We start from the raw sequence: 21273 nt of genomic DNA, 5'->3' as shown, positions 1-21273 counted from the left end.
GCCGGGAGAGGCCGTCGTGCCGTGTGGAGACGACGACCGGTCGTGTGGTTCGTCCCCGCGCGTGCACAGGGGCTGGGGACGAAGTGCCGTCCCGAACCACATGTTCTCCACACGCGGGCGCCGTCGCGACACGTACGGCGCGGGCTCAGGACTGGCGTGCCTGCATCTTGACCCGGTTGGTGAGCTCGCTGACCTGGTTGAAGACGGCCCGGCGCTCGGCGAGCAGCTGCCGGATCTTGCGGTCGGCGTACATCACCGTGGTGTGGTCGCGGCCGCCGAACTCGCGGCCGATCTGGGGCAGCGACATGCTCGTCAGCTCGCGGCAGAGGTACATCCCGATCTGGCGGGCCATGACCAGGTGCCGCCCACGCGAGGGACCGGTGAGGTCCTCGAGCGCGACCCCGAAGTAGGCGGCCGTCTGGGCGATGATCAGCGCGTGGGTGATCTCGGGCTCGCCACCCTCGGGGATCAGGTCCTTTAGCACGATCTCGGCCAGGGTCATGTCGACCTCCTGGCGGTTGAGGTTGGCGAACGCCGTGACCCGGATGAGGGCACCCTCGAGCTCGCGGATGTTGGTCTGGATCTTCGAGGCGATGAACTCCAGCACGTCCGGCGGCGCAGTGAGCCGGTCCATCGCGGCCTTCTTGCGCAGGATCGCGATGCGGGTCTCCAGGTCGGGCGGCTGCACGTCGGTGATGAGGCCCCACTCGAACCGGTTGCGGAGCCGGTCCTCCAGCGCCTCGAGCCGCTTCGGAGCGCGGTCGGAGGTCAGCACGATCTGCTTGTTGGCGTTGTGGAGGGTGTTGAACGTGTGGAAGAACTCTTCCTGCGTCTGGGTCTTGCCCTCGAGGAACTGGATGTCGTCGATCAGCAGCACGTCCACGTCGCGGTAGCGCCGCTTGAACCGGTCCTGTCGGTCGTCGCGGATCGCGTTGATGAACTCGTTGGTGAACTCTTCGCTCGAGACGTAGCGGACCTTGGCGTTGCTGTAGAGGCTGCGGACGTAGTGGCCGATCGCGTGCAGCAGGTGGGTCTTGCCCAGGCCGGAGTCGCCGTAGACGAGCAACGGGTTGTACGCCTTGCCGGGCGCCTCCGCGACGGCGACGGCGGCCGCGTGTGGGAAGCGGTTGGACGAGCCGATGACGAAGGTCTCGAACGTGTACTTGGGGTTGAGCCGGGTCTCGAGCGCGGACGGTCGCCGCTCGTCGCTGCTCGGTGCGGGCTCGTGCTGCGGAGCCCGGGCCGCCGGCACCGGCGGCTCGTACATCGGCTCGTTTGTCGACAAAGCGACAGATCCATCTGTCGATTCATCGATCTGTGGCTGGGCCTCGGCCTCGAGCGCCGGGTTGACCGTCACGAGCATCCGGATCTCCCGACCGAAGCCCTCGGTCAACGCGTCCTCGATGTGGTTGCGCAGGCGACCCTCGAGCTGGTTGCGGGTGAAGTCGTTGGGCACCGCGATGATCGCGGTGTTCTCGTGCAGCGTGACCGGGACGCTCGGCCGCAGCCAGGCGCGCTGGTTGGGTTGGAGGTCCTCGACGATCTGCTGCCACGCTGTCCCGAGATCTACCTGCTGGTCGTCCACCCGGACCGCCTTCGCTCTTCACTGTTGTGTCTTGAGGCTCACACCGGGCGCCCTGCCGACCTGCGGTCCACAGAGTTGTCCACAGACTGTGAACGGCTCGGCCCGACCAGCTCGATCGGACGTCCCGGCCTGCGGAGTCCGTGGTCCCGCCGGAGTTTCTGCAGGTCAGAGGCACTGTGGCAGGGGGTGTGACCCGGGAGACACTATGCTGTGATCGCTGGTGGGACCGCGGTTTCAACAGATCGCGGACCCCCGGAACGTAACAACCCGTCGCCGGGTCCGGCAAGACGTCATCCACAGGCAGCGCCGCGGGGGGTCCTCGAGGGTTTGACCCCCTCTTTCCCCACCGCGTACCGTTGGCCGGTCGCTCCATGTCGACGGGTGCCGCACGTCCACGATCCGCCACCGGGCGGCCGCGTGGGTGGGCGGTGCCAGCCGAAGTTGCCTCAACTGGGCCAGCACCGACCGCGCAGTGGAGTGGACATCCCTCGAAACCTTCGGAGAAATAGCCGTGAGCAAGCGTACGTACCAGCCGAACAACCGTCGCCGTCACAAGGTGCACGGCTTCCGCCTGCGCATGCGGACCCGCGCCGGACGCTCGATCCTGTCGAGCCGGCGCCGCAAGGGCCGCAAGGAACTGGCGGTCTGACGGTCCGAGCCCGCGGCATCCGCCGTGCTCCCCGCTGCTCATCGCCTCACCGACAGTGACGACTTCCGTCGCGCTGTCCGGGGTGGGCGCCGTGCCGGTTCGTCGACCGTGGTCGTCCACCTCTGGGTGGACGAGTCCACGGAACCGGCGCCGGTCCGGGTGGGGTTCACGGTCAGCAAGGCCGTGGGCAACGCCGCCACACGCAATCGCGTGAAGAGACGTCTGCGTCACCTGACCCGGGAGCACCTCCAGTCGCTGGAGGGGCTTCCGGGTCGCGCTGCTCTCGTGGTGCGGGCCCTGCCCGCGGCCGCCGATTCGTCCTACGCCGGCCTCGGGTCCGACCTGGCACGTAGTCTCGAGCGGGTGAGCACCGCATGAAGCACCTGCTGATCGGTCTCATCCGCTCCTGGCGCTTCGCGATCAGCCCGCTCTACGGCCAGGTCTGTCGCTACCACCCCACCTGCTCGGCGTACGCCCTCGAGGCCGTGACGCAGCACGGGGCGGTGCGTGGCACCTGGCTCTCCCTCCGGCGCATCGGGCGCTGCCACCCGTGGGCCGCCGGCGGCTACGACCCCGTTCCCTCCCGCGGCACGACCGCCGCCCCCGATCCTGACCAGACCCCTGCGACACGAGGAGCATGAGTGCTCGACTTCTTCGGTGACATCGGCCACGCGATCATGGTGCCGCTCTACTATGCGGTGTCCTTCGTGCTGGTGGGGTTCCACAGCCTCCTCTCGCAGGTGATGGACCCCGCAGGTGGTCTCACCTGGGTGCTGTCGATCGTCGGCCTGACGCTCACCATCCGCGCTGCGCTGATTCCGCTGTTCGTCAAGCAGATCAAGTCCAGCCGCAACATGCAGCTCATCCAGCCCAAGGTGCGCGAGCTGCAGAAGAAGTACGGCCACGACCGGGAGAAGCTCGCCCAGGAGACGATGGCGCTCTACAAGGACTCGGGCACGAACCCGTTCGCGTCCTGCCTGCCGATCCTGCTCCAGATGCCGATCTTCCTGGCGCTGTTCCGTATGCTCGACCAGGCCTCCAAGAAGGGCAAGGCCCACGGCTTCCTCGACGAGAAGCTGGCCCAGCAGTTCGGTGACTCCAAACTCTTCGACCTGATCCCCGTGTCGGGGACGTTCCTCAACACCAAGGGCGTCACCGAGGTCATGATCGTGGCCGCCGTGCTGGTGCTCGCGATGACGGCGACGACCTTCCTCACGCAGCGCCAGCTGATGAGCAAGAACATGCCGGCCGACGCGCTCTCGGGTCCGTACGCCCAACAGCAGAAGATGCTGCTCTACGTCCTGCCCGTGGTGTTCGCGGTCGGCGGCATCGCGTTCCCGATCGGCGTGCTCGTCTACTGGACGGTGTCGAACCTGTGGACGATGTGCCAGCAGTTCTACGTCATCCGGAACAACCCCGCGCCGGGCACCCCGGCCGCCACGGCCAAGGAGGAGCGGGACCGGGCGAAGGGCAAGCTCCCGGCCGGGGAGGTCGCCGCTGCCCAGGCAGTGGTCGTCGACGAGGCGCCGCAGCCCAAGCGCCAGCAGCCGCAGCGGCAGACCAAGGCCCAGCGCCAGAAGAAGAAGAAGCGCTGACCCCACGATTTTCCCGGTGCCGTCCGCGGCGCCGGATCCCGAGTGAAGCAGGAGTTCTACGTGAGTGAGCAGATGACCGACGGCGAGACCGTCGAGACGACGGTCGACGACACCGAGGACCGCGAGGCCACCTCGACCGATGACACCGGCAAGGCCGGACGCCCCACCAAGGTGCAGCGCCTCGAGCAGGAGGGCGACATCGCGGCCGACTACCTCGAGGAGCTCCTCGACATCGCGGACCTCGATGGCGATCTCGACATGGACGTCGAGGGTGACCGCGCAAGCGTGCAGATCGACGGCTCCGACCTCCAGCAGCTCGTGGGTCACAACGGTGAAGTCCTGGAGGCCCTGCAGGAGCTCACCCGCCTGGCCGTCTACCGCGAGACCGGCGAGCGTTCCCGCCTGATGCTGGACGTCGGTGGTCACCGCGCCGAGCAGCGCACCCGCCTCGTGGCCCTGGCGGAGAAGTCGATCGCCGAGGTCAAGGAGAGCGGAACGCCCCTGTCGTTGGAGGCGATGAGCGCGTTCGAGCGCAAGGTCGTGCATGACGCCGTCGCCGCCGCCGGTCTCACGTCCGAGTCCGAGGGCGCGGAGCCGAAGCGTCACGTGGTGATCCTCCCGGCGTGAGCGAGGACGTTTCACGTGAAACAGGCGAGGTGAGCGGGTCCGTCCCGCCGGCTTTGCCGACACCACCCTCCGTGCCCGATGTGGCGCGGGGGGTGTTCGCGTCCGACCGCCTGGCACTCGCCGTGCGCTACACCGAGCTGCTGGCCACGGAGGGTGTCACGCGCGGACTCATCGGACCGCGCGAGGCCGCGCGATTGTGGGAGCGGCACGTACTGAACTCGGCGGTGCTGTCCGAGGCGATCCCCCACGGCGCGACCGTGTGCGACATCGGCACCGGGGCGGGGTTGCCCGGCCTGGTGGTCGCGATCGCACGGCCTGACATCTCCATGATCCTCGTTGAGCCGCTACTGCGGCGTACGACGTTCCTGGACGAGGTGGTCGCGGAGCTCGGGCTCGGCCACGTGCAGGTGGTGCGCGGTCGGGCCGAGGACGTGCACGGGAAGGCGACGTACGACGTGGTGACGTCGCGGGCTGTCGCTCCGCTCGAGCGTCTGCTCGGCTGGTCGATGCCCCTGGTCGCGCCGACTGGGGCGCTGGTGGCGATGAAGGGTCAGTCGGTCCGGGACGAGATCGTGGCCGCCGGCGCCGCGCTGGAGACGTGGCGATGCGCCCCGCCCGAGGTGCTGGGGCTCGGCCGCGATGTGGTTGATCCACAGACCATCGTGGTGCGGGTGTCGTGGGCGGACCCGACGCAGATAGGTTGGCCCCTTGCGCGCCGACCGGAGAAGGCACGGCGGCGCCAGGATCGGCGACCAGTCAGAGGAAAGGCGAACTGACGTGACCGAGGACAGTACGCGCGGCTGGGGTCGCCATTCGGCCGAGACGCCGCCCGCAGAGTTTTCCACCGATGAAACAAGCGCCCCTGAGCGCAGTTATCCACAGGACCAGTCCTCTTCTCCACAGCCCTTGGATGTTTCACGTGAAACGGAAGTGGATGTTTCACGTGAAACATCGGAAGAGGCCGCGACCTCTGTTTCACGTGAAACACGACCGGCCTGGCAGGTCCGCACCGCAGCCGACCTGGCTGATCAGCAGGAGACGTTCCACGACCAGGCGACCCCCCTGGCTCAGGCCGCCCAGCACTCCGTGCTGGCTCGATCGGGCGGACTCCGCCGTCAGGGCGCTCCGCGCCCGAACGCGACCCGCGTCATGGTGGTCGCGAACCAGAAGGGCGGCGTGGGCAAGACCACGTCGACCGTGAACGTGGCCGCGGGCCTGTCCCAGCTCGGGCAGAAGGTGCTGGTGATCGACCTCGATCCCCAGGGCAACGCGTCCACGGCGCTGGGCGTGGCCCACCACCGAGGCGTGCCGTCCACGTACGACATGCTCGTCGAGGGCCAGCCCCTCGTCGATGTGGTCACCGAGTGCGCCGATCTCCCGGGCCTGTGGGTGGTGCCGGCCACGATCGACCTCGCCGGTGCAGAGATCGAACTGGTGAGCGTGGTGGCGCGCGAGCAGCGGCTTGCCCGGGCGATCAACGCGCATCCGCTGGTCGGGACGGCCGAGGAGGTCGGCGACGACCGCTTCGACTACGTGCTCGTCGACTGCCCGCCCTCACTCGGACTGCTCACCCTCAACGCCCTGGTGGCGGGTCAGGAGATGTTCATCCCGATCCAGGCGGAGTACTACGCGCTCGAGGGCCTGGGGCAGCTGCTCGAGACCGTGGAGATGGTCCGCCAGCACCTCAACCCCCAGCTGATCGTGTCCACGATCCTGCTCACGATGTACGACGCTCGCACCCGCCTTGCCGCGGGCGTGGCCGACGAGGTGCGCAGCCACTTCGGGGACCAGGTCCTCAAGACGGCGGTCCCCCGGTCGGTCCGCGTCTCGGAGGCCCCGTCGTACGGACAGACGGTCATGACCTACGATCCGGCGTCGGCCGGCGCGCTGTCCTACCTCGAGGCCGCCCGCGAGATCGCCAGCAAGGGAGCCCCCGCATGAATGCCAACCCGCCCCGCCGCGGCCTCGGGCGCGGCCTCGGCTCGTTGATCCCCACGGCGCCGAGCCAGCCCGCGCCTGCCGGCTCGGTCGACACGGAGCCGTTGGCTCCTTCGGGCACCTCCGGCTCGAACGGGACTGCGGCGGGTGCTGCGGCACCTGACGCGACCGTGGCCGGCGCGTACTTCGCCGAGCTCCCCATCACCCAGGTGCGGCCCAATGCCCGCCAGCCGCGCCAGGTCTTCGAGCAGGAGGCCCTCGCCGAGCTCGTGCACTCGATCCGCGAGGTCGGGCTGCTCCAGCCGGTCGTCGTACGCCGCACCGGCGAGGACGCCTACGAGCTGATCATGGGCGAGCGGCGCTGGCGTGCGTCTCAGGAGGCCGGGCGCGACACGATCCCCGCGATCGTCCGCGAGACCGACGACAACGACATGCTGCGCGACGCGCTGCTGGAGAACCTCCACCGCTCGCAGCTCAACCCGCTCGAGGAGGCGGCGGCCTACGGCCAGCTCCTCGAGGACTTCGGCTGCACCCACGACGAGCTCGCCCAGCGCATCGGGCGCTCACGTCCGCAGATCTCCAACACGCTGCGCCTGCTCAAGCTCTCCCCTGCCGTCCAGCGGCGGGTGGCGGCCGGCGTGCTCTCGGCGGGTCACGCCCGCGCCCTGCTCGGCGTCGACGACCCCGCGCTCCAGGACAAGCTCGCCGGTCGGGTCACCGCGGAGGGGATCTCCGTACGTGGCCTCGAGGAGATCGTGTCCCTCGGCGTCGAGCCTGTCGCTCCCGCCCGGGCCGTCCGCAACAAGCCCGTGGCGCCGGGACTCACCGACCTCGCCGACCGGCTCTCCGACCGCTTCGAGACGCGGGTCAAGGTCGACCTCGGCAAGTCCAAGGGCAAGATCACCGTCGAGTTCGCCAGCCTGGATGACCTACGTCGGATCGTCGACGTGATGGACCCGCGCAACCGCGCCGACCGCCCCATTTGAGTTGGTCGCTCCTCCCTCGTTGGTCGAGTAGGCGAGCGACGAACGAGTGAGCCGTATCGAGACCCGCCCGCTCGATAAGTCGACAAAGCCATAAACCGATCTGGCGATAGGTCGACGTGTCGACCTATCGCTTCTTCTTGGCGCGCTTCTCCGCGCGCTTCCGGGCGCGCTCCCGCTTCTCCGCGGCGTCGAGGACGATCGCCTCGTCCGGCGTGGGGGCGGAGCCGCCCATCGAGGCCGGCACCCACCAGGAGCCGGGCGGTTGTTCGTCGGCGGGGTAGTCGGCGACGACCTCGGCCAGCATCGCGGCCATCCGGGCGCGGAGCTCGGCGGTCTCGGCGACCGCATCGGCGCCGGTGACGTGCATCGGCTCGCCCACGCGGATCGCGATGGTCGTGCCGCGCGAGAAGTCGCGCGGGTGGTCCTTGGTCATCATCCGCTGGGTGCCCCACAGGATGACCGGCACGATCGGGACGCCGGCCGCGGCTGCGATGCGTACGGCCCCGGACTTGAACTCCTTGAGCTCCATCGATCGCGAGATCGTGGCCTCGGGGAAGATCCCGACCGCCTCGCCGCGCTTCAGGTAGTCCACGGCGGTGTGGAAGCTGGCCACGCCCTCACCCCGGTCGACCTCGATGTGGTGCAGGGAGCGCATCAGCGGACCGACCCAGCGGTGGTCGAAGAGCTCGCGCTTGGACATGAAGCGCACCAGGCGTCCCGACGGGTTGGCCGCGAGGCCGCCATACACGAAGTCGACGTAGCCGATGTGGTTGTAGGCCAGCAGCACGCCGCCCTCACGTGGCACGTGCTCGGTGCCCGTCATCTGGAAGCGCTGGCCCAGCGCACGGAACGCGGTCTTGGCGGTCACGATGATCGGGGGGTAGGTGACGTCGCGCATGCGGCGAGCCTAGTGGCGCGTACGCGCCGTCAACCATGCGGTCAGCGGCGGGTGGCCAGGAAGTCTGCGATGCGGCCGATGGCCTCCTCGAGCACGCTCGCCTCGGGGAGCGTGACGAGGCGGAAGTGGTCGGGGGCGGGCCAGTTGAAGCCGGTGCCGTGCGTGACGAGGATCTTCTTGGCCCGGAGCAGCTCGATCACGAACTCCTGGTCGTCGTCGATCGCATAGACGTCGGGGTCGAGGCGCGGGAAGCAGTAGAGGGCGCCGCGCGGCTTCACGTTCGTCACGCCCGGGATCTCGTTGAGGAGCCGGTGGGCGAGCATCGACTGCTCGTAGAAGCGTCCTCCCGGCCCGATGAGCTCCTCGATCGACTGGTAGCCGCCGAGCGCCGTCTGGATCGCGTGCTGCGCCGGCACGTTGGCGCACATGCGCATGTTGGCGATGAGGGTGAGGCCCTCGAGGAAGTCGGTCGCGAGCTCCTTGGGCCCCGAGATCATCACCCAGCCGGCGCGGTAGCCGCAGACCCGGTAGGCCTTCGACAGCCCGGAGAAGGTGAGCACCAGGACGTCGTTGCCGCCGAAAGTGGCCGCGTGGTGGTGCTGGGCGTCCTCGAACAGGATCTTCTCGTAGATCTCGTCGGCCATGACCACCAGCTCGTGGCGCCGGGCGATGTCGACGAGTCCCTTGACGATCTCCTCGCTGTAGACCGCACCCGTGGGATTGTTCGGGTTGATGATCACCAGCGCGTGCGTGTTCTCGGTGATCCTGGCCTCGATGTCGGCCAGGTCGGGGTTCCAGTCGTCGTCCTCGTCGCACCGGTAGTGCACCGGGATGCCGCCGGCGAGCGTGATCGCGCCCGTCCACAGCGGGTAGTCCGGCGCCGGGACCAGGATCTCGTTGCCGTCGTCGACGAAGGCCTGCAGCACCATCGAGATCAGCTCGGAGACACCGTTGCCGATGTAGACGTCCTCGACGCCGACGTCGCGCAGCCCGTGCGACTGGTAGTAGTGCATGACCGCGGTGCGCGCCGACCAGATCCCCTGCGAGTCGGCATAGCCCGTCGACTGCGGCAGGTGGTGCATCATGTCGGCCAGGATCTGCTCGGGGGCCTCGAAGCCGAACGGTGCGGTGTTGCCGATGTTGAGCTTGAGGATCCGGTGTCCCTCGGCCTCGAGCCGCTGGGCCTCCACCAGGATCGGCCCGCGCACGTCGTACCGGACTCCTTGCAGCTTCTTGCTCTGTCGGATCGCGCGCACACCTCATCCTCGCAGGCCGTCGACAGGTCTACGCTGGGACACGTGTCCCGCAAGACCGCACGCCTGACCGTCGACCACCTCGCGGAGCTGGCCGATCCGGTGCGCTCGTGCCTGTTCTGGGAGCTCGGACCGGTGGATCGGGCTCGGCTCGACGAGCAGGAGCGCATCGCCGAGAAGGAGAGCTGGCTCTCCGGCGTCCTGCGCGAGTGGGGCTCGTGCGGGCGGGTCGTACGACTCGACGGGCGGACCGTGGGGCACATCATCTATGCACCGGCGGCCTACCTGCCCGGCGCGGCGGCCCTGCCGACCGCACCGGCCTCTCCCGACGCGATCATCGCCGCCACCGCCTGGATCGAGCCGTCGCTCCGCGGTGGCGGGCTCGGCCGCCTGCTGGTGCAGGCGATGGCCGCCGACCTCGTCCAGCGCGGCCACACCGCGATCGAGGCGTACGGCGACACGCGGGGGCGGACGCACGGGTGCGTGCTGCCGGCGGAGTTCTACGGCGGGGTCGGCTTCAAGACCCAGCGCGCCCATCCGACGACCTCGCGGATGCGGATGGAGCTGCGGACCGCGCTGAGCTGGAAGGACGAGGTCGAGCTCGCCCTCGAGCGCGTCTGGGGCGCCGTACGCCCCACGCAGAAAGCGACCCGCCCGATCGGATCGGTGCGGGCCGCCTCCGGCGACTGACTGGGCTCAGATGAGGCCCTCGAGCTCCTTGAGGAGCGCGGCCTTGGGTTTGGCGCCGACGATGGACTTCACGACCTCGCCGCCCTGGTAGACGTTGATGGTCGGGATGCCGGTGACGCGGTAGGACGAGGGGGTCACCGGGTTCTCGTCGACGTTCATCTTGAGGAACGTGAGCTTCTCGCCGTGCTCGGCGTTGAGCTCGTCGAGGATCGGGGCGACCTGGCGGCACGGGCCGCACCACTCTGCCCAGAAGTCGACGAGGACGGGCTTGTCGGACTTGAGGACCTGCGCCTCGAACTCGGCGTCGGTCACGGCGGCGATGTTGGCCACGGTTGCCCCTTTCAAGGAGGTCAGAAGGATCACGGGGTGATGTCCAGTCAACACCACTCCTCCGACAGTTGTTCCCCTCCTCAGGGGACCGGGGTAGTCCAGTGGCGTACGGCTGTCCGAAGGCCGCCGGGACAGCCAGAAGTCACTGGACTACCCCGCAAAGTGGTGACGTGGCTACATCGTGAAGTACATTCACTACATGACCGAGACGACCGAGGTGCTCGACCGGGTGCTGCTGCTGGCGCACCTCGTCCAGGCCGACATGGCCAGGTTCGAGCGCGAGGAGGGGTTGACCTCGGCACGGGTCCACCTGCTGTGGGTGCTCGGGTCGACGGGGCCGTCGACCCAGCAGGCGCTCGCGCACGCCCTCGAGGTCACGCCGCGCAACGTCACCGGGCTCGTCGACGGCCTCGTCGCCTCCGGGCACGTCACCCGCGAGGCCCATCCCGGCGACCGCCGCGCCACGCTCGTCACCCCCACACCCCTCGGCGCCGCCACGATCGAGGGCCTCACGAGCTCCCACGCCGACCTCGCCCGGCGGTTGTTCGGCGACGTACCGCCCGCCCGCCTGGCCGTCTTCGCCGAGGTGCTGGACGGGACCACCCAGCGGTTCGCCCGCCTGATGGACCAGGTGCAGGAGTCGTGATGGACGTCGTACGCCGTGCCCGGAGGATCGCGTGGGCCGCCCTCACGCTCGAGGTCACCCTCTACCTGGCCCTCGGCCGCTGGGTCACCCGGCGCCCCGACGTGCCGGCCGGCGCCACGCCGATCGGCTACTCGCGACTCGTCGCGCCCATGCTGTGGCTGTGGATCTTCGGGTCCGCGACGGAGGTCGTCGTCCTCGACGTGCTCCTGAGCCGCTGGTGGACGCCCCTGCGGGTACCGCTCCTGGTGGTGGGCATCTGGGGACTCGTGTGGATGCTCGGGATGATGGCGGCCTACCGCACGCGTCCCCACCTGCTCGGCAGTGACGGATTCCAGGTCCGCGACGGCATCCACGCGCGGGTCGACGTACGCCTCGATCGCATCGCGAGCGTCCGCTCCGTCGACCACGAGCTCCCGGGCTTGCTGAAGTCCGTTCACGTCGAGGGTGAGGGCGACAACGCGATCCTGCTGATCGGCGTCGGCAGCCGGACCAACCTCGAGCTTGTCCTGACCGGCCCGACGACCCTGCAGACGCCGCACGGCCCGACCACCGTGACCCGGGTGGGTCTATGGGTCGACGAGCCACGCGAGGTGGCGCGACTGCTGCGTCTGTCGCCGGCCGGACGGAGCTGAGCGTGAAGGGACCGCGGAACCCCCGATCCGCGGTCCCTTCCCGCCTCGGGCGTCGAGATGGGGCGCTTGACCGCAGTCGGGTCCCTTTCTCGCAAGCGGGGACCAGTCTTGGCAAAGTTTTGTCCACGGACGCCCCAGGCAGGTAGTGGACGTTCGTGCTCCCACCTAGCATCGCCAGACGCGCGCGACCTGAAAAGACGGGGGTCTCCACCATTGCGTTGGCCACTCTGGGCGGCGGTGACGACGCCCCCGCCCGTGCCGCAGACCCGATCGGGCAGTGCCTACCGGATGTACCGCAGCATCCTGGGCGCGCACGCCTGCATCCTCGTCAGCCTGTGCCTGTTTTCTGCGCTGCCGTGGCTGGGGCGCATGGCGTGGTCCGAGCCGACCGCGCTCAACCGGAGCGTCATCGCGCTCGTCCTCCTCGGCACGGCCATCGAGGTGTTCCGGCGCGGAGAGCACTTCTCCCACCTGATCGTGCTGGTCGCCACGTTCGTGGCACTGACGCCTGCCCTGGGCACGAATCCGGTCCCCAACGACAGCACGGTCGGGATGTCCCTGTCGGCCGTCGGCGTCATGGCCGCTCGTCTGCTCCCCCTCATCAACGCCCTCGCGCTGGTGACTGTCCTGAGCGGGGTCCACGCCGCGACTCTCGGCGTGCTCGACCTGCCGTCAGCAGGGTTGTCCCTCGACGCGACCGTCCTGTCCCTCGGCACCGCGGCTGCTGCTGTCAGTTTCGTCAACGCCATGCAGGCGAGTGCGATCGACACTGAGCTGATGGCCCTGGTGAACCGCGAGCGCGAGCTCGAGCTGGGGCAAGTGGAGGCCGAGCTGCACGCTCGTACGATCAGCCGCCGGGTGCTGCACGACGACGTGCTCGGCACGCTCCACCTGATCTCCGACTCCGTCGCGCCCTCGGCCCGGACCCGGGCGCAGTGCAGGACCACGGTCGCAGCCATCCGACGGGTGGTGGGCACCGCAGAGGAGCCGAGCCACGACGTCGTCGAGCACGCTGAGCGGACCGACCTCGATCTCCCCGAGTCCATCGCGGCCCTCGTCGACAGCGTGCGCGCCACCGCCCCCGTACGCGTGGTGGTCAGTGTCGTCGGGCGCCACCAGCGGCTTCCCAACCTGCCGGCCGACCGGGCCGAGGTGGTCCTGCGCGCTCTGTCCGAAGGCGTCCGCAACGCGGCCAGGCACGGCCGGGTCGACGAGGTCACGCTCCGCATCTCTGCGGACCGACGGGACGTCAGGTTCGAGGTGCTCGACCGGGGCGTCGGCCTCGCGCCCTCGTCGACACCCGGTTTCGGACTGGTCGAGTCGGTCGAGCGGCCCGTCTCGGGCGTGGGCGGTCGGTCGGCACTGATGCCCCGCCCGGGTGGGGGCGCGGCGCTCGTGGTCACGCTTCCTCGCGACGGCCAGCGGGAGGGCGGTCGACTCCACCACGCGCACGGACTGACGACGAGCGGCCTCGGGTCGGTGCGTACGTTGTCGCGTGCCGTGGCCATTCCCCTGGGCGCCGCCTGGTGCGTGATCGCCCTCCACTCCGTCGCCACGATGCCCGAGTCGTGGCCCACCCTCGCGGTGGGCACCGTCTGGCTGGCCCTCACGCTCGTCATCGTCCGTCAGGCGGAGCGCGGCAGCCCTGGTGCCCTGTGGGTGGCTGCCGTCGCCACGGCCGCGGCCGCCGCGCAGGTGATCGGCATCGCCATGCTGCCGGCCGGCGCGATGCTGGACTTCCGGTCCTGGTCGATCGGGATGAGCGCGTTGCCGCTGGTCGTCTTCGTCCTCAGCCTGCCGTTCCCGGTCGCGCTCGCTGTGCTGACCTCGCACGTCCTGATCGTCCTGGGTGCTCCTCAGGTGCGACCCGACCTCACCCTCGGCCTGGTGCCGTGGGGTTCCCTCAACGCTGTCATCACCTGCCCGGTGCCCTCGATGGTGCTCGGTTCGCTGATCCGACGGCAGGGCCGCGCGCTGGGCGACCAGCACGAGCGCGAGCTCGCACTGGAGCACCGGCGGGCGGCGGAGGAGTGGCAGGCGGCGATGACCGACCTCTACTTCGCCCACGTGCGCCTCGAGGTCCTGCCGTGGCTGGAGGAGATCGCCGACGGATCCCGCGACCCGGATGATCCGGAGACCGCCGTCCGGGCTCGCCTGCTCGCTGTCGCTGCCCGCGACGATCTCTACGCGCCGGGGTTCTTCGACGACGCCCTGCGTGCGGACGTCGCGCACTTCCGGTCCAGCGGCGGCGCAGTGGAGCTCCGGGCCGGACTCGTGCCAGGGGGTTTCGACCGGCCGGTCGGGACCGTGCTCCGCGGGCTGCTGCCCGTGTCGGCCGGCCGCCGCATCATCGTCTCGCCGCCGGTGGCGCCCGAGCAGCACGTGCGCATCTCGGTCGTCCCCGCGCCCCACGAGGGCGACCTCGAACGACTCAGGGAGGGCGTCGCGCGGAGCTTCGAGTCCGACGTGGATGCCTTCCGCGCCGTCCTGCTGATCGACGACCTCCCCGGTTCGGGGTAGAGACAGTGCTGCGGGCGGGCGGTATTCACTCTCCATGACCTCTCAGCCGGCCCGACGCGCGACCGTTGCCGTCCTCGACAATCAGGAGGTCGTCCGCGACGGGGTCGCTGCGGCAGTGGACCGCCATGCTGACGAGCTCGTCATGGCAGGGGTGTACGCGTCCGTCGCCGAGGTGGACACCACGTCGTCCGGGCCCGATGCCTTGGTGCTTGACCTCTACCTGGGGCGTGACGACGAAGTCGTCCTCCAGCACATCCCGTTGCTGGCGCGCTGGGCCGGCGTGGTCGTGCTGCACACTGCCGAGGAGAAGCCCGTCCCGCTCCGCCGTGCCGTCGCGCTGGGCGTGCACGGCGTCGTCCTGAAGAACGACGGCACGGAGGCCCTCGTCGACGTCGTACGACGCGCGCTGGCCGGGGAGTTCGTCTGCAGCAGCGTGCTGGCCGAGGCACTCATCGGCGATGCCGACATCGTGCCGCGGCTGACGGCGCGGGAGGTCGAGGTGCTGAGCAACCTGCGTGACGGCCTCACCCAGCGACAGGTCGGCTCGCGGCTGAAGGTGGCCGAGGAGACGGTCCGGGCGCACCTGAAGTCGATCCGGTCGAAGTACATGAATGCCGAGCGCGACATCACGAACACCGGGAGCCTGCTGCGAGAAGCCGGCCGCGACGGCTGGATCTGATCGCTGCGGAGCTCCGCATTGTCGCCCGAGCGACCGGGCGCGGTCCTCGATTCGCCCAAAGTCGGCGGTCCCCCTTTGTGGGGAGCGACAGCGAGGCCGCCAGCGGGCGATCCTCTCCACGGCTCGTGCATGGGGACGAGCGGCTCACAGCGCGACGGGGTGGAGATGCGACTTCTCGGACACAACCGGGGTCAGGCGGTGCTGGCGTGCCTGACGCTCGGGGTCGGTCTGATGGCGACGATCTACGACGGCGTGCCCACCTCCGACCTGGAGCTGCACGACGGCGGGGTGTGGGTCACCAACCTCGAGAAGCGCACCATCGGTCACCTCAGCGTGCCCTCGATGACCCTCGACGCGAACGTGACGGCGACCTCGCCGCAGTTCGACGTCCTGCAGGAAGCCAACACGGTCACGCTGAACGACACCGGAAGCGGCACGTTGACCGCGGTCGACTCGGCTGCTCCCGCGCTCGGGTCGGCGGCCGTGATCCCGCCCGGCTTCGACGTCCAGCAGGGCGGCCTGAGCGTCGCGATCTCGGATCCCGTCAGCGGAGCCGTGTGGGCACTGGCCGCTGACGAGGTGGAGGGCTTCAGCGAGGAGCAGGAGCCGACGCTGACCAAGGCGGTCGGAGCACGAGCAGCCGTCGGCAGGGACGGCACGATCTACGTCGTCGGCGACTCCGGCTCGTTGCGGTCGGTCGCGCCCGGATCGTCTGGATGGACGACGACGAAGCTCGGGACGTTCGACACGCTCAGCCCGGGTGAGTACGAGCTGACCGCGGTGGGTGCGACTCCCGTGCTGCTGGACCGGGCCGCCGGTGAGGTGCGGACGCTCGAGGAGACCGTGTCCGTCGACGGAGCCGGCGAGCTCGTGCTCCAGCCACCGGGGGACCCGAGCGAGACGGTGGCGCTGGCCTCTCCGGACTCGCTGCTCCTCGCGCCGCTGTCGGGTGGCGACGTCGAGGTGGCCCCGGGCGGAGCGACCGAGCCGGGCACGCCCGCGCCGCCCGTACGCTCCGGGACCTGCACCTATGCCGCGTGGGGCGGCAGCGGTCACTCCCAGCGGGTGTGCGACGACAGCTCGGACGACAAGGTCGACGACGTCGAGCGGCTCCGTCGTACGAATGCGCCGGTGTTCCGGGTCAACCGCGACGTGGTGGTGCTCAACAGCACCGACAACGGCGACTCCTTCCTCGTCCAGGACAACATGCAGCTCGTCGCCAACTGGGACGACCTGCTCGGCCAGGTGGAGGACGAGAAGAAGAAGAAGGAGGAGACCGAGGAGCAGGACCTCCAGTACAACGCGACCCGGTCCGAGCAGAACCACCCGCCCAAGGCGAACCCGGACTCCTACGGCGTACGTCCGGGCCGGTCGACGACCCTGCCGGTGCTCGACAACGACACCGACCAGGACGGCGACGTGCTCACCGCCTCGGCGGAGGGGGAGCCGCGGATCGGCACCGTGCTGCCGGTGCGAGGTGGCGAGGCGTTGCAGATCGTCGCCGGACCGGGAGCGGTCGGTGCGGACACGTTCGAGTACGCGGCGAACGACGGCCGCGGCAAGCCCGGCACGGCTCGGGTCCAGGTCGAGGTGCACCCGTGGTCGGTGAACGGGGCGCCGCAGCCGAAGGACCGGGCGTCGGTCGTGGTCGTCGCCGGGGGCGCCGAGGTGAAGTACAACCTGCTGCAGGACTGGATCGACCCGGACGGCGACCCCGTCTACCTCGAGTCGGTCGAGGGGTCGGACGACATCCTCGCGCAGAGCCGTGAGGACGGCACCGTCACGATCACCGACCTGGGCCGGGCCAAGCCTGGCCTCCACCAGATCGATGTACGCGTCTCGGACGGCCGGGAGACGACCACCGGCACCCTCGACATCGACCTGCGCAGCCCCGACAACGTCGTTCCGACCGCCAACGCCGACCACGTCCTCGCGGTGGTGGACGAGGAGACGACGGTCCGTCCCCTGGACAACGACACCGACGCCAACGGCGACGAGCTCCGCCTGGCCCAGGTGCCGAGCCCCGGTGGCGGCGCGAAGGTGCTGCTGGACGCGGTCGCGGGCACCTTCAGCTTCACCGCATCGAAGGCCGGCACCGTCTACGTGGAGTACACCGTCTCGGACGGTCCGGCCACGGCCAAGAACATCGTGCGGGTCGACGTCGTCGACGGCACCGCGAGCAGCGAGCCGCCGGTGGCCGACAACGACCTCGCCCTCCTCCCGGCGGGGCAGTCGGTGCTCGTCCCGGTGCTCGCGAACGACTACGACCCTGCGGGCGGAGTGCTGGTCGTGCAGTCGGTGTCGGCCCCGCCCGAGGCCCGGCTCCAGCTCGACATCGTCAACCACGAGTTCGTACGGGTCCGCGCCGTGGGCTCGCTCCGGGCACCGGTCGCGTTCACCTACACCATCTCCAACGGGGCGGCGTCCGCCTCCGCGCAGGTGACCGTGGTGAGCATCCCGGACCCTGGCTCGGACAAGGCGCCGATCGTCGAGGACGACGCGGCCACCGTGCGCGCCGGCGACATCGTCACGGTCCCGGCCCTCGCCAACGACAGGTCACCGGCGAACCTCGAGCTGCGGATTGCACCGAAGCTGCAGCTGCTGCCCAAGGACTTCGCGGGCAACGCCTTCGTCGCCGGGCGGGACGTCAGGTTCAAGGCCGGTGACGAGCCCGGACGGGTCCGGCTGACCTACACGGTCTTCGACTCGGCCGACAACTACACCTCGGGCACCGTCGTGGTGACGGTGGTGCCCCGGGACGCGCCCAACACGCCTCCCACCCCGCGTCCGCTGGTGGCGCGGGTGCTGGCCGGTGGCACCGTGACCATCCCCGTGCCGACGGACGGCGTGGACCCCGAGGGCGACTCGGTGACGCTGCTGGGGGTCTCGCGCCCGGCGCCCACCAAGGGAGTGGTGTCCGTCGTCGGCGGTTCCCTGAAGTACGTCGCTCCGACCTCGTCGTCGGGCACCGACAAGTTCCGCTACCTCGTGGAGGACGCGGGTGGTGCGCAGGCCAGCGGCAGCGTCCGGGTGGGCATCGCTCCTCCCTCGGCCACCAACCAGCTCCCGACGGCCGTGGCCGACGTGGTCAAGGTCCGGCCGGGCCGCAAGCTCGCCGTGCCGGTCACGGCCAACGATACCGATCCCGATGGCGACAGCCCTCTCCTCATCCCGGACTCCGTCACGCCGGCGGACCGCACGACAAAGACCAAGGCGACGACCGAGGGCGCCCAGGTGCTGCTCACCACGCCGGCCACGAGCGGCGACCTCAACTACTACTACCAGGTCACCGACGCGCCCGGGGGCCAGTCAGTCGATGGCGTCCTGACCGTGCAGGTGCGGGACAAGGCGCCCCTGCGGGCGCCGGTCGCTCGCGACGACGTCGTGACGGCAGCGGAGACGCTCGGGCAGAACACGGCGAGCGTCGACGTGCTGGCCAACGACTCCGACCCCGATGGCGTCTCGGAGGATCTGGAGGTCAGCTCGGGAGAGCGCGGCGTCACCGTCGCCGGCGGCAAGCTCGACATCGCCCTGGACAAGACCCGCCGGGTCGTCCTCTACACCGTCACGGACATCGACGGGCTCACCTCGCGCGCCGTCGTCTCCGTGCCCGGGACAGCCGACCTGCGACCCGTCATCGACCCCGGTGCACCGGTGGTGAAGGTCGTCGCGGGCAAGACCGTCGAGGTCGAGCTCTCCGACCACGTCGTCGTACGCACGGGTCGCAGTCCGAGCCTGACCTTCGGAAACACTGTGCAGGCCGGCCCGGGTGGGGTGGCCGAGGCCGTCAGCCAGCGAGCCGTGTCGTTCACTGCCGACCCGAGCTTCTCCGGTCCCTCGGCGATCACCTTCGAGGTCACCGACGGCACGGACGCCGACGACGCGTCGGGCCTCGTGGCGACCCTCTCGATCCCGGTCGAGGTCCTGCCGGGCAAGGTGGCCACTGACGACGACGAGCCGGACCCCGAGAAGGTCCGCACGCCGCCGACCTTCACGCCGACCGGCCTGCAGGTGGCGCCGGGTGAGGATGCCGTCGAGGCAGACCTGAGGGCAATGACGACCGACCCCGACCCGGGCGACCTCGACAAGCTGAGGTTCACGCTCGGCGGTGTCGAGGGCGACACCGCTCGGGTGAAGGTCTCCCTCTCGGGCTCGACGCTGCGCGCCGAGGCCACGTCCGACACCCCCGCCGGCACGTCGCTGCTCGCCGCAGTCTCCGTGACGGACGGCTCGACAGACCCCGTCACCGCAAAGGTGCCGATCACGGTCGTGTCGTCCACCCGGCCGCTCCTCCAGATCCGCGCGATGGACATCAACGACGCCGAGGCCGGTGTGGCCGAGGTGGTCGACGTCGCCGACTACGTCACCAACCCCTTCGCGGCCGAGGGCGAACCCATCACGGTGCTGAGCGCGGACCCCGCGGGCGGCGAGGCCACCGGCAAGGTGTCGCTGTCCGGCACGAACGTCACGATCACCCCGGACCAGGGCACCGATGGCCAGATGACGGTCCGGGTCTCGGTCGGGGACGCGACCAAGGACCCGTCCCGGGAGGTCGACGGGCTCATCCGGGTGACCGTCCAGGACAGGCCCGATGCGCCGACCGGCCTCAAGGCCGACGCGATCGAGTCCAACACCGCGAGCCTGACGTGGGTGGCGCCCTCCGCCAATGGCTCGCCCATCACCGGCTACACCGCACGGTGGGCCACCGGGACCTTCGACTGCGGGCAGTCGACGTCGTGCACGGTCCCCAACCTCAAGAACGCGGTGGAGTACACATTCACCGTCACCGCGACCAACGCGATCGGGACGTCCGACAAGTCGGCCGCCTCCAACCCGGTCAAGCCCGACCAGCGCCCAGACCCGCCGAGCAGCGTCTCCGGTGAGTTCGGCGACGCCTCGGTCAAGCTGCAGTGGACGCAGCCCACTGGCGACTTCAGCGCGGTGACGGCCTACAGCATCCTGATGAGCCCGGGGAGCGCCGCCGGCGCGACCCAGGTGGACGGCATCACCGGCACCAGCGCGACCGTCGACAACCTCGTCAACGGCACGGCGTACACGTTCCAGGTGGTGGCGTTCAACGAGCATCCGGAGCCGAGCGACCCGTCGCCGTCGTCGTCGCCGATCATCCCGGCGGGCGTGCCGTTCGCGGCGGCTGCTCCGACCGTGCAGAAGCGCGCGGCCGACGCGACCCAGCCCTCCGCCACGGTGAAGTGGGTCGCCCCCAACGGCAACGGTGACGACAACCTCGTCTACACCCTCGCGTCGAGCAACGGGCGGACCTGGAACGTCACCGGCACATCGCAGGAAGTCCTGATGGACGCCTCGACCACCGACGTCACCTTCACGGTCCGGGCCACCAACAAGGCCGGGCAGGGGGCGGCATCGCCGGCCTCCGCGCCGCAGCGGTTCTTCCAGAAGCCAGGGCCGGTCACGGGACTGACCGCAGTGCCGACAGGAGACGACGACACTGCCAAGGTCACCTTCGGTGCGGCAGCGGGCAACGGCGCAACGCCGAGCGAGATCACCTACAGCTACAGCACGCCGTCGCGCACGGGGACGCTGAGGTCCGGGGATGCTGTTCCCGGCTTCAAGAACGGCACCACCGTGACTATCCAGGTCTGGGCGACGAGCTCGGTCAGGGGTGAACCGGCCAAGGGTGATCCTCGGAGTGCAACGGCGAACACCTTCGGCAAGCCGTTCGCACCGACGGTCTCCGCCAGTGGCAACGTCGACAACGTCACGCTCAACTGGAACGCCAATGGGTCGTACAACGGCCGCGTCATCACGAATGTCGAGATTCGGACGACGGACGGCGGCGATCAAGGCGGACAGCCGAATACTGGGCCCATCCTCCAAGGGAACGGGCGCAATCAGACCAAGTCGATCCAGGCTCGGGCGTACGCCGCAGAAGGCGGCTGGAGCGACTGGTCGAACGTCGCCAGCGCGTCCACGTGGGGCTTGAGGCACTACTACATCAAGCACGAGGGTGCCTGCCCAGGCGGAGCCGGCGATCGAAGGTGCGTCTGGATCAGGCTCGAGTCGTTTGCCGCTGGGGGCACATCGATTCGCTGTTCGGCTGCCGGAGTCGGTGTCGTCGGCTGGTACGCGGACATCGTCGTGGATGGCGCAGGGAACTCCGGTTGGGTCAACAACGGACCCAACGGCCGTCTTTTTGACACGCCGGGCGCCACGTTCTCGGACGGGATGGACACCGGTGAATTCGACTGCCGTTAGCAACGATTCAA

The 21273-nt window shown here is 69.8% G+C and carries 18 protein-coding genes; 14 read left to right on the top strand and 4 right to left on the bottom strand.

All coding sequences use genetic code 11. The features are described 5' to 3' along the window. Positions 1–145: 145 nt before the first annotated feature. Complete coding sequence (gene dnaA, locus EUA94_RS10705; RefSeq protein ID WP_129426870.1) at positions 146–1585, bottom strand: chromosomal replication initiator protein DnaA; 1440 nt, start codon at positions 1583–1585, stop codon at positions 146–148. Positions 1586–2096: 511 nt separating this feature from the next. On the opposite strand from dnaA, the gene rpmH reads away from it, so the two are divergent. The 8 genes from rpmH (at position 2097) to EUA94_RS10665 (ending at position 7380) form a co-directional block, all read left to right on the top strand. Next, positions 2097–2234: a 50S ribosomal protein L34 gene (gene rpmH / locus EUA94_RS10700; protein WP_091199530.1), complete on the top strand. Its 138-nt coding sequence runs from the start codon at positions 2097–2099 to the stop codon at positions 2232–2234. Between the two features lie 24 nt (positions 2235–2258). Continuing rightward, positions 2259–2612 (top strand): ribonuclease P protein component, encoded by a 354-nt coding sequence (gene rnpA / locus EUA94_RS10695; RefSeq protein WP_129426869.1) that lies wholly within the window; start codon positions 2259–2261, stop codon positions 2610–2612. Then, on the top strand, positions 2609–2875 hold the full coding sequence (gene yidD, locus EUA94_RS10690) for a membrane protein insertion efficiency factor YidD (protein ID WP_129426868.1): 267 nt from the start codon (positions 2609–2611) through the stop codon (positions 2873–2875). The genes rnpA and yidD overlap by 4 nt, the downstream gene beginning before the upstream one ends. A 36-nt stretch (positions 2876–2911) precedes the next feature. Then, on the top strand, positions 2912–3829 hold the full coding sequence (gene yidC / locus EUA94_RS10685; protein WP_242494803.1) for a membrane protein insertase YidC: 918 nt from the start codon (positions 2912–2914) through the stop codon (positions 3827–3829). 72 nt (positions 3830–3901) lie between these two features. After that, complete coding sequence (locus tag EUA94_RS10680) at positions 3902–4456, top strand: Jag family protein (protein WP_129426945.1); 555 nt, start codon at positions 3902–3904, stop codon at positions 4454–4456. Between the two features lie 92 nt (positions 4457–4548). Then, positions 4549–5232, top strand: a complete 684-nt coding sequence (gene rsmG, locus EUA94_RS10675; protein ID WP_129426866.1) for a 16S rRNA (guanine(527)-N(7))-methyltransferase RsmG — start codon at positions 4549–4551, stop codon at positions 5230–5232. Then, entirely contained in the window at positions 5165–6397 is a 1233-nt protein-coding gene (locus EUA94_RS23060; RefSeq protein ID WP_340640856.1) for a ParA family protein, read from the top strand. Before rsmG ends, EUA94_RS23060 begins: the two co-directional genes overlap by 68 nt. After that, positions 6394–7380, top strand: a complete 987-nt coding sequence (locus tag EUA94_RS10665) for a ParB/RepB/Spo0J family partition protein (protein ID WP_129426865.1) — start codon at positions 6394–6396, stop codon at positions 7378–7380. Before EUA94_RS23060 ends, EUA94_RS10665 begins: the two co-directional genes overlap by 4 nt. A gap of 124 nt (positions 7381–7504) precedes the next feature. On the opposite strand, the gene EUA94_RS10660 is transcribed toward EUA94_RS10665, so the two are convergent. Then, positions 7505–8278 carry a lysophospholipid acyltransferase family protein gene (locus EUA94_RS10660; RefSeq protein WP_129426864.1) on the bottom strand — a complete coding sequence of 258 codons (774 nt, stop codon included), beginning with the start codon at positions 8276–8278 and terminating at the stop codon, positions 7505–7507. Positions 8279–8319: 41 nt separating this feature from the next. Beyond that, complete coding sequence (locus EUA94_RS10655; RefSeq protein ID WP_129426863.1) at positions 8320–9534, bottom strand: pyridoxal phosphate-dependent aminotransferase; 1215 nt, start codon at positions 9532–9534, stop codon at positions 8320–8322. A gap of 42 nt (positions 9535–9576) precedes the next feature. On the opposite strand from EUA94_RS10655, the gene EUA94_RS10650 reads away from it, so the two are divergent. Beyond that, positions 9577–10221 carry a GNAT family N-acetyltransferase gene (locus EUA94_RS10650; RefSeq protein WP_129426862.1) on the top strand — a complete coding sequence of 215 codons (645 nt, stop codon included), beginning with the start codon at positions 9577–9579 and terminating at the stop codon, positions 10219–10221. 6 nt (positions 10222–10227) lie between these two features. On the opposite strand, the gene trxA is transcribed toward EUA94_RS10650, so the two are convergent. After that, on the bottom strand, positions 10228–10551 hold the full coding sequence (gene trxA / locus EUA94_RS10645; RefSeq protein ID WP_091199549.1) for a thioredoxin: 324 nt from the start codon (positions 10549–10551) through the stop codon (positions 10228–10230). A 199-nt stretch (positions 10552–10750) separates the two neighbouring features. On the opposite strand from trxA, the gene EUA94_RS10640 reads away from it, so the two are divergent. From EUA94_RS10640 to EUA94_RS10620, 5 genes are all read left to right on the top strand, one after another. Then, a complete protein-coding gene (locus tag EUA94_RS10640) occupies positions 10751–11197 on the top strand; it encodes a MarR family winged helix-turn-helix transcriptional regulator (RefSeq protein WP_129426861.1) in 447 nt (148 codons plus the stop codon). After that, complete coding sequence (locus tag EUA94_RS10635) at positions 11197–11829, top strand: hypothetical protein (RefSeq protein WP_129426860.1); 633 nt, start codon at positions 11197–11199, stop codon at positions 11827–11829. The genes EUA94_RS10640 and EUA94_RS10635 overlap by 1 nt, the downstream gene beginning before the upstream one ends. Before the next feature lie 237 nt (positions 11830–12066). After that, positions 12067–14349 carry a sensor histidine kinase gene (locus EUA94_RS10630; protein ID WP_129426859.1) on the top strand — a complete coding sequence of 761 codons (2283 nt, stop codon included), beginning with the start codon at positions 12067–12069 and terminating at the stop codon, positions 14347–14349. A 34-nt stretch (positions 14350–14383) separates the two neighbouring features. Further along, positions 14384–15028 carry a helix-turn-helix transcriptional regulator gene (locus tag EUA94_RS10625; protein ID WP_129426858.1) on the top strand — a complete coding sequence of 215 codons (645 nt, stop codon included), beginning with the start codon at positions 14384–14386 and terminating at the stop codon, positions 15026–15028. 165 nt (positions 15029–15193) lie between these two features. Continuing rightward, positions 15194–21262, top strand: coding sequence for an Ig-like domain-containing protein (locus EUA94_RS10620; protein ID WP_129426857.1), 6069 nt, complete (start codon positions 15194–15196; stop codon positions 21260–21262). Positions 21263–21273 lie beyond the last annotated feature (11 nt).

This window comes from Nocardioides zhouii, from assembly GCF_004137345.1.
GTDB lineage: Bacteria > Actinomycetota > Actinomycetes > Propionibacteriales > Nocardioidaceae > Nocardioides > Nocardioides zhouii.
Note: the sequence above shows the minus strand (reverse complement) of the source record. Positions and strands in the feature narration are given on the sequence as shown.

Excerpts from the sequence above, each read along its gene's own strand:
- yidD (WP_129426868.1), top strand. The coding sequence starts at position 2,609 with ATGAAGCACCTGCTGATCGGTCTCATCCGCTCCTGGCGCTTCGCGATC.
- yidC (WP_242494803.1), top strand. The coding sequence starts at position 2,912 with ATGGTGCCGCTCTACTATGCGGTGTCCTTCGTGCTGGTGGGGTTCCAC.
- EUA94_RS10680 (WP_129426945.1), top strand. The coding sequence starts at position 3,902 with ATGACCGACGGCGAGACCGTCGAGACGACGGTCGACGACACCGAGGAC.
- EUA94_RS10665 (WP_129426865.1), top strand. The coding sequence starts at position 6,394 with ATGAATGCCAACCCGCCCCGCCGCGGCCTCGGGCGCGGCCTCGGCTCG.
- EUA94_RS10660 (WP_129426864.1), bottom strand. The coding sequence starts at position 8,278 with ATGCGCGACGTCACCTACCCCCCGATCATCGTGACCGCCAAGACCGCG.
- EUA94_RS10640 (WP_129426861.1), top strand. The coding sequence starts at position 10,751 with ATGACCGAGACGACCGAGGTGCTCGACCGGGTGCTGCTGCTGGCGCAC.
- EUA94_RS10635 (WP_129426860.1), top strand. The coding sequence starts at position 11,197 with ATGGACGTCGTACGCCGTGCCCGGAGGATCGCGTGGGCCGCCCTCACG.
- EUA94_RS10625 (WP_129426858.1), top strand. The coding sequence starts at position 14,384 with ATGACCTCTCAGCCGGCCCGACGCGCGACCGTTGCCGTCCTCGACAAT.
- EUA94_RS10620 (WP_129426857.1), top strand. The coding sequence starts at position 15,194 with ATGCGACTTCTCGGACACAACCGGGGTCAGGCGGTGCTGGCGTGCCTG.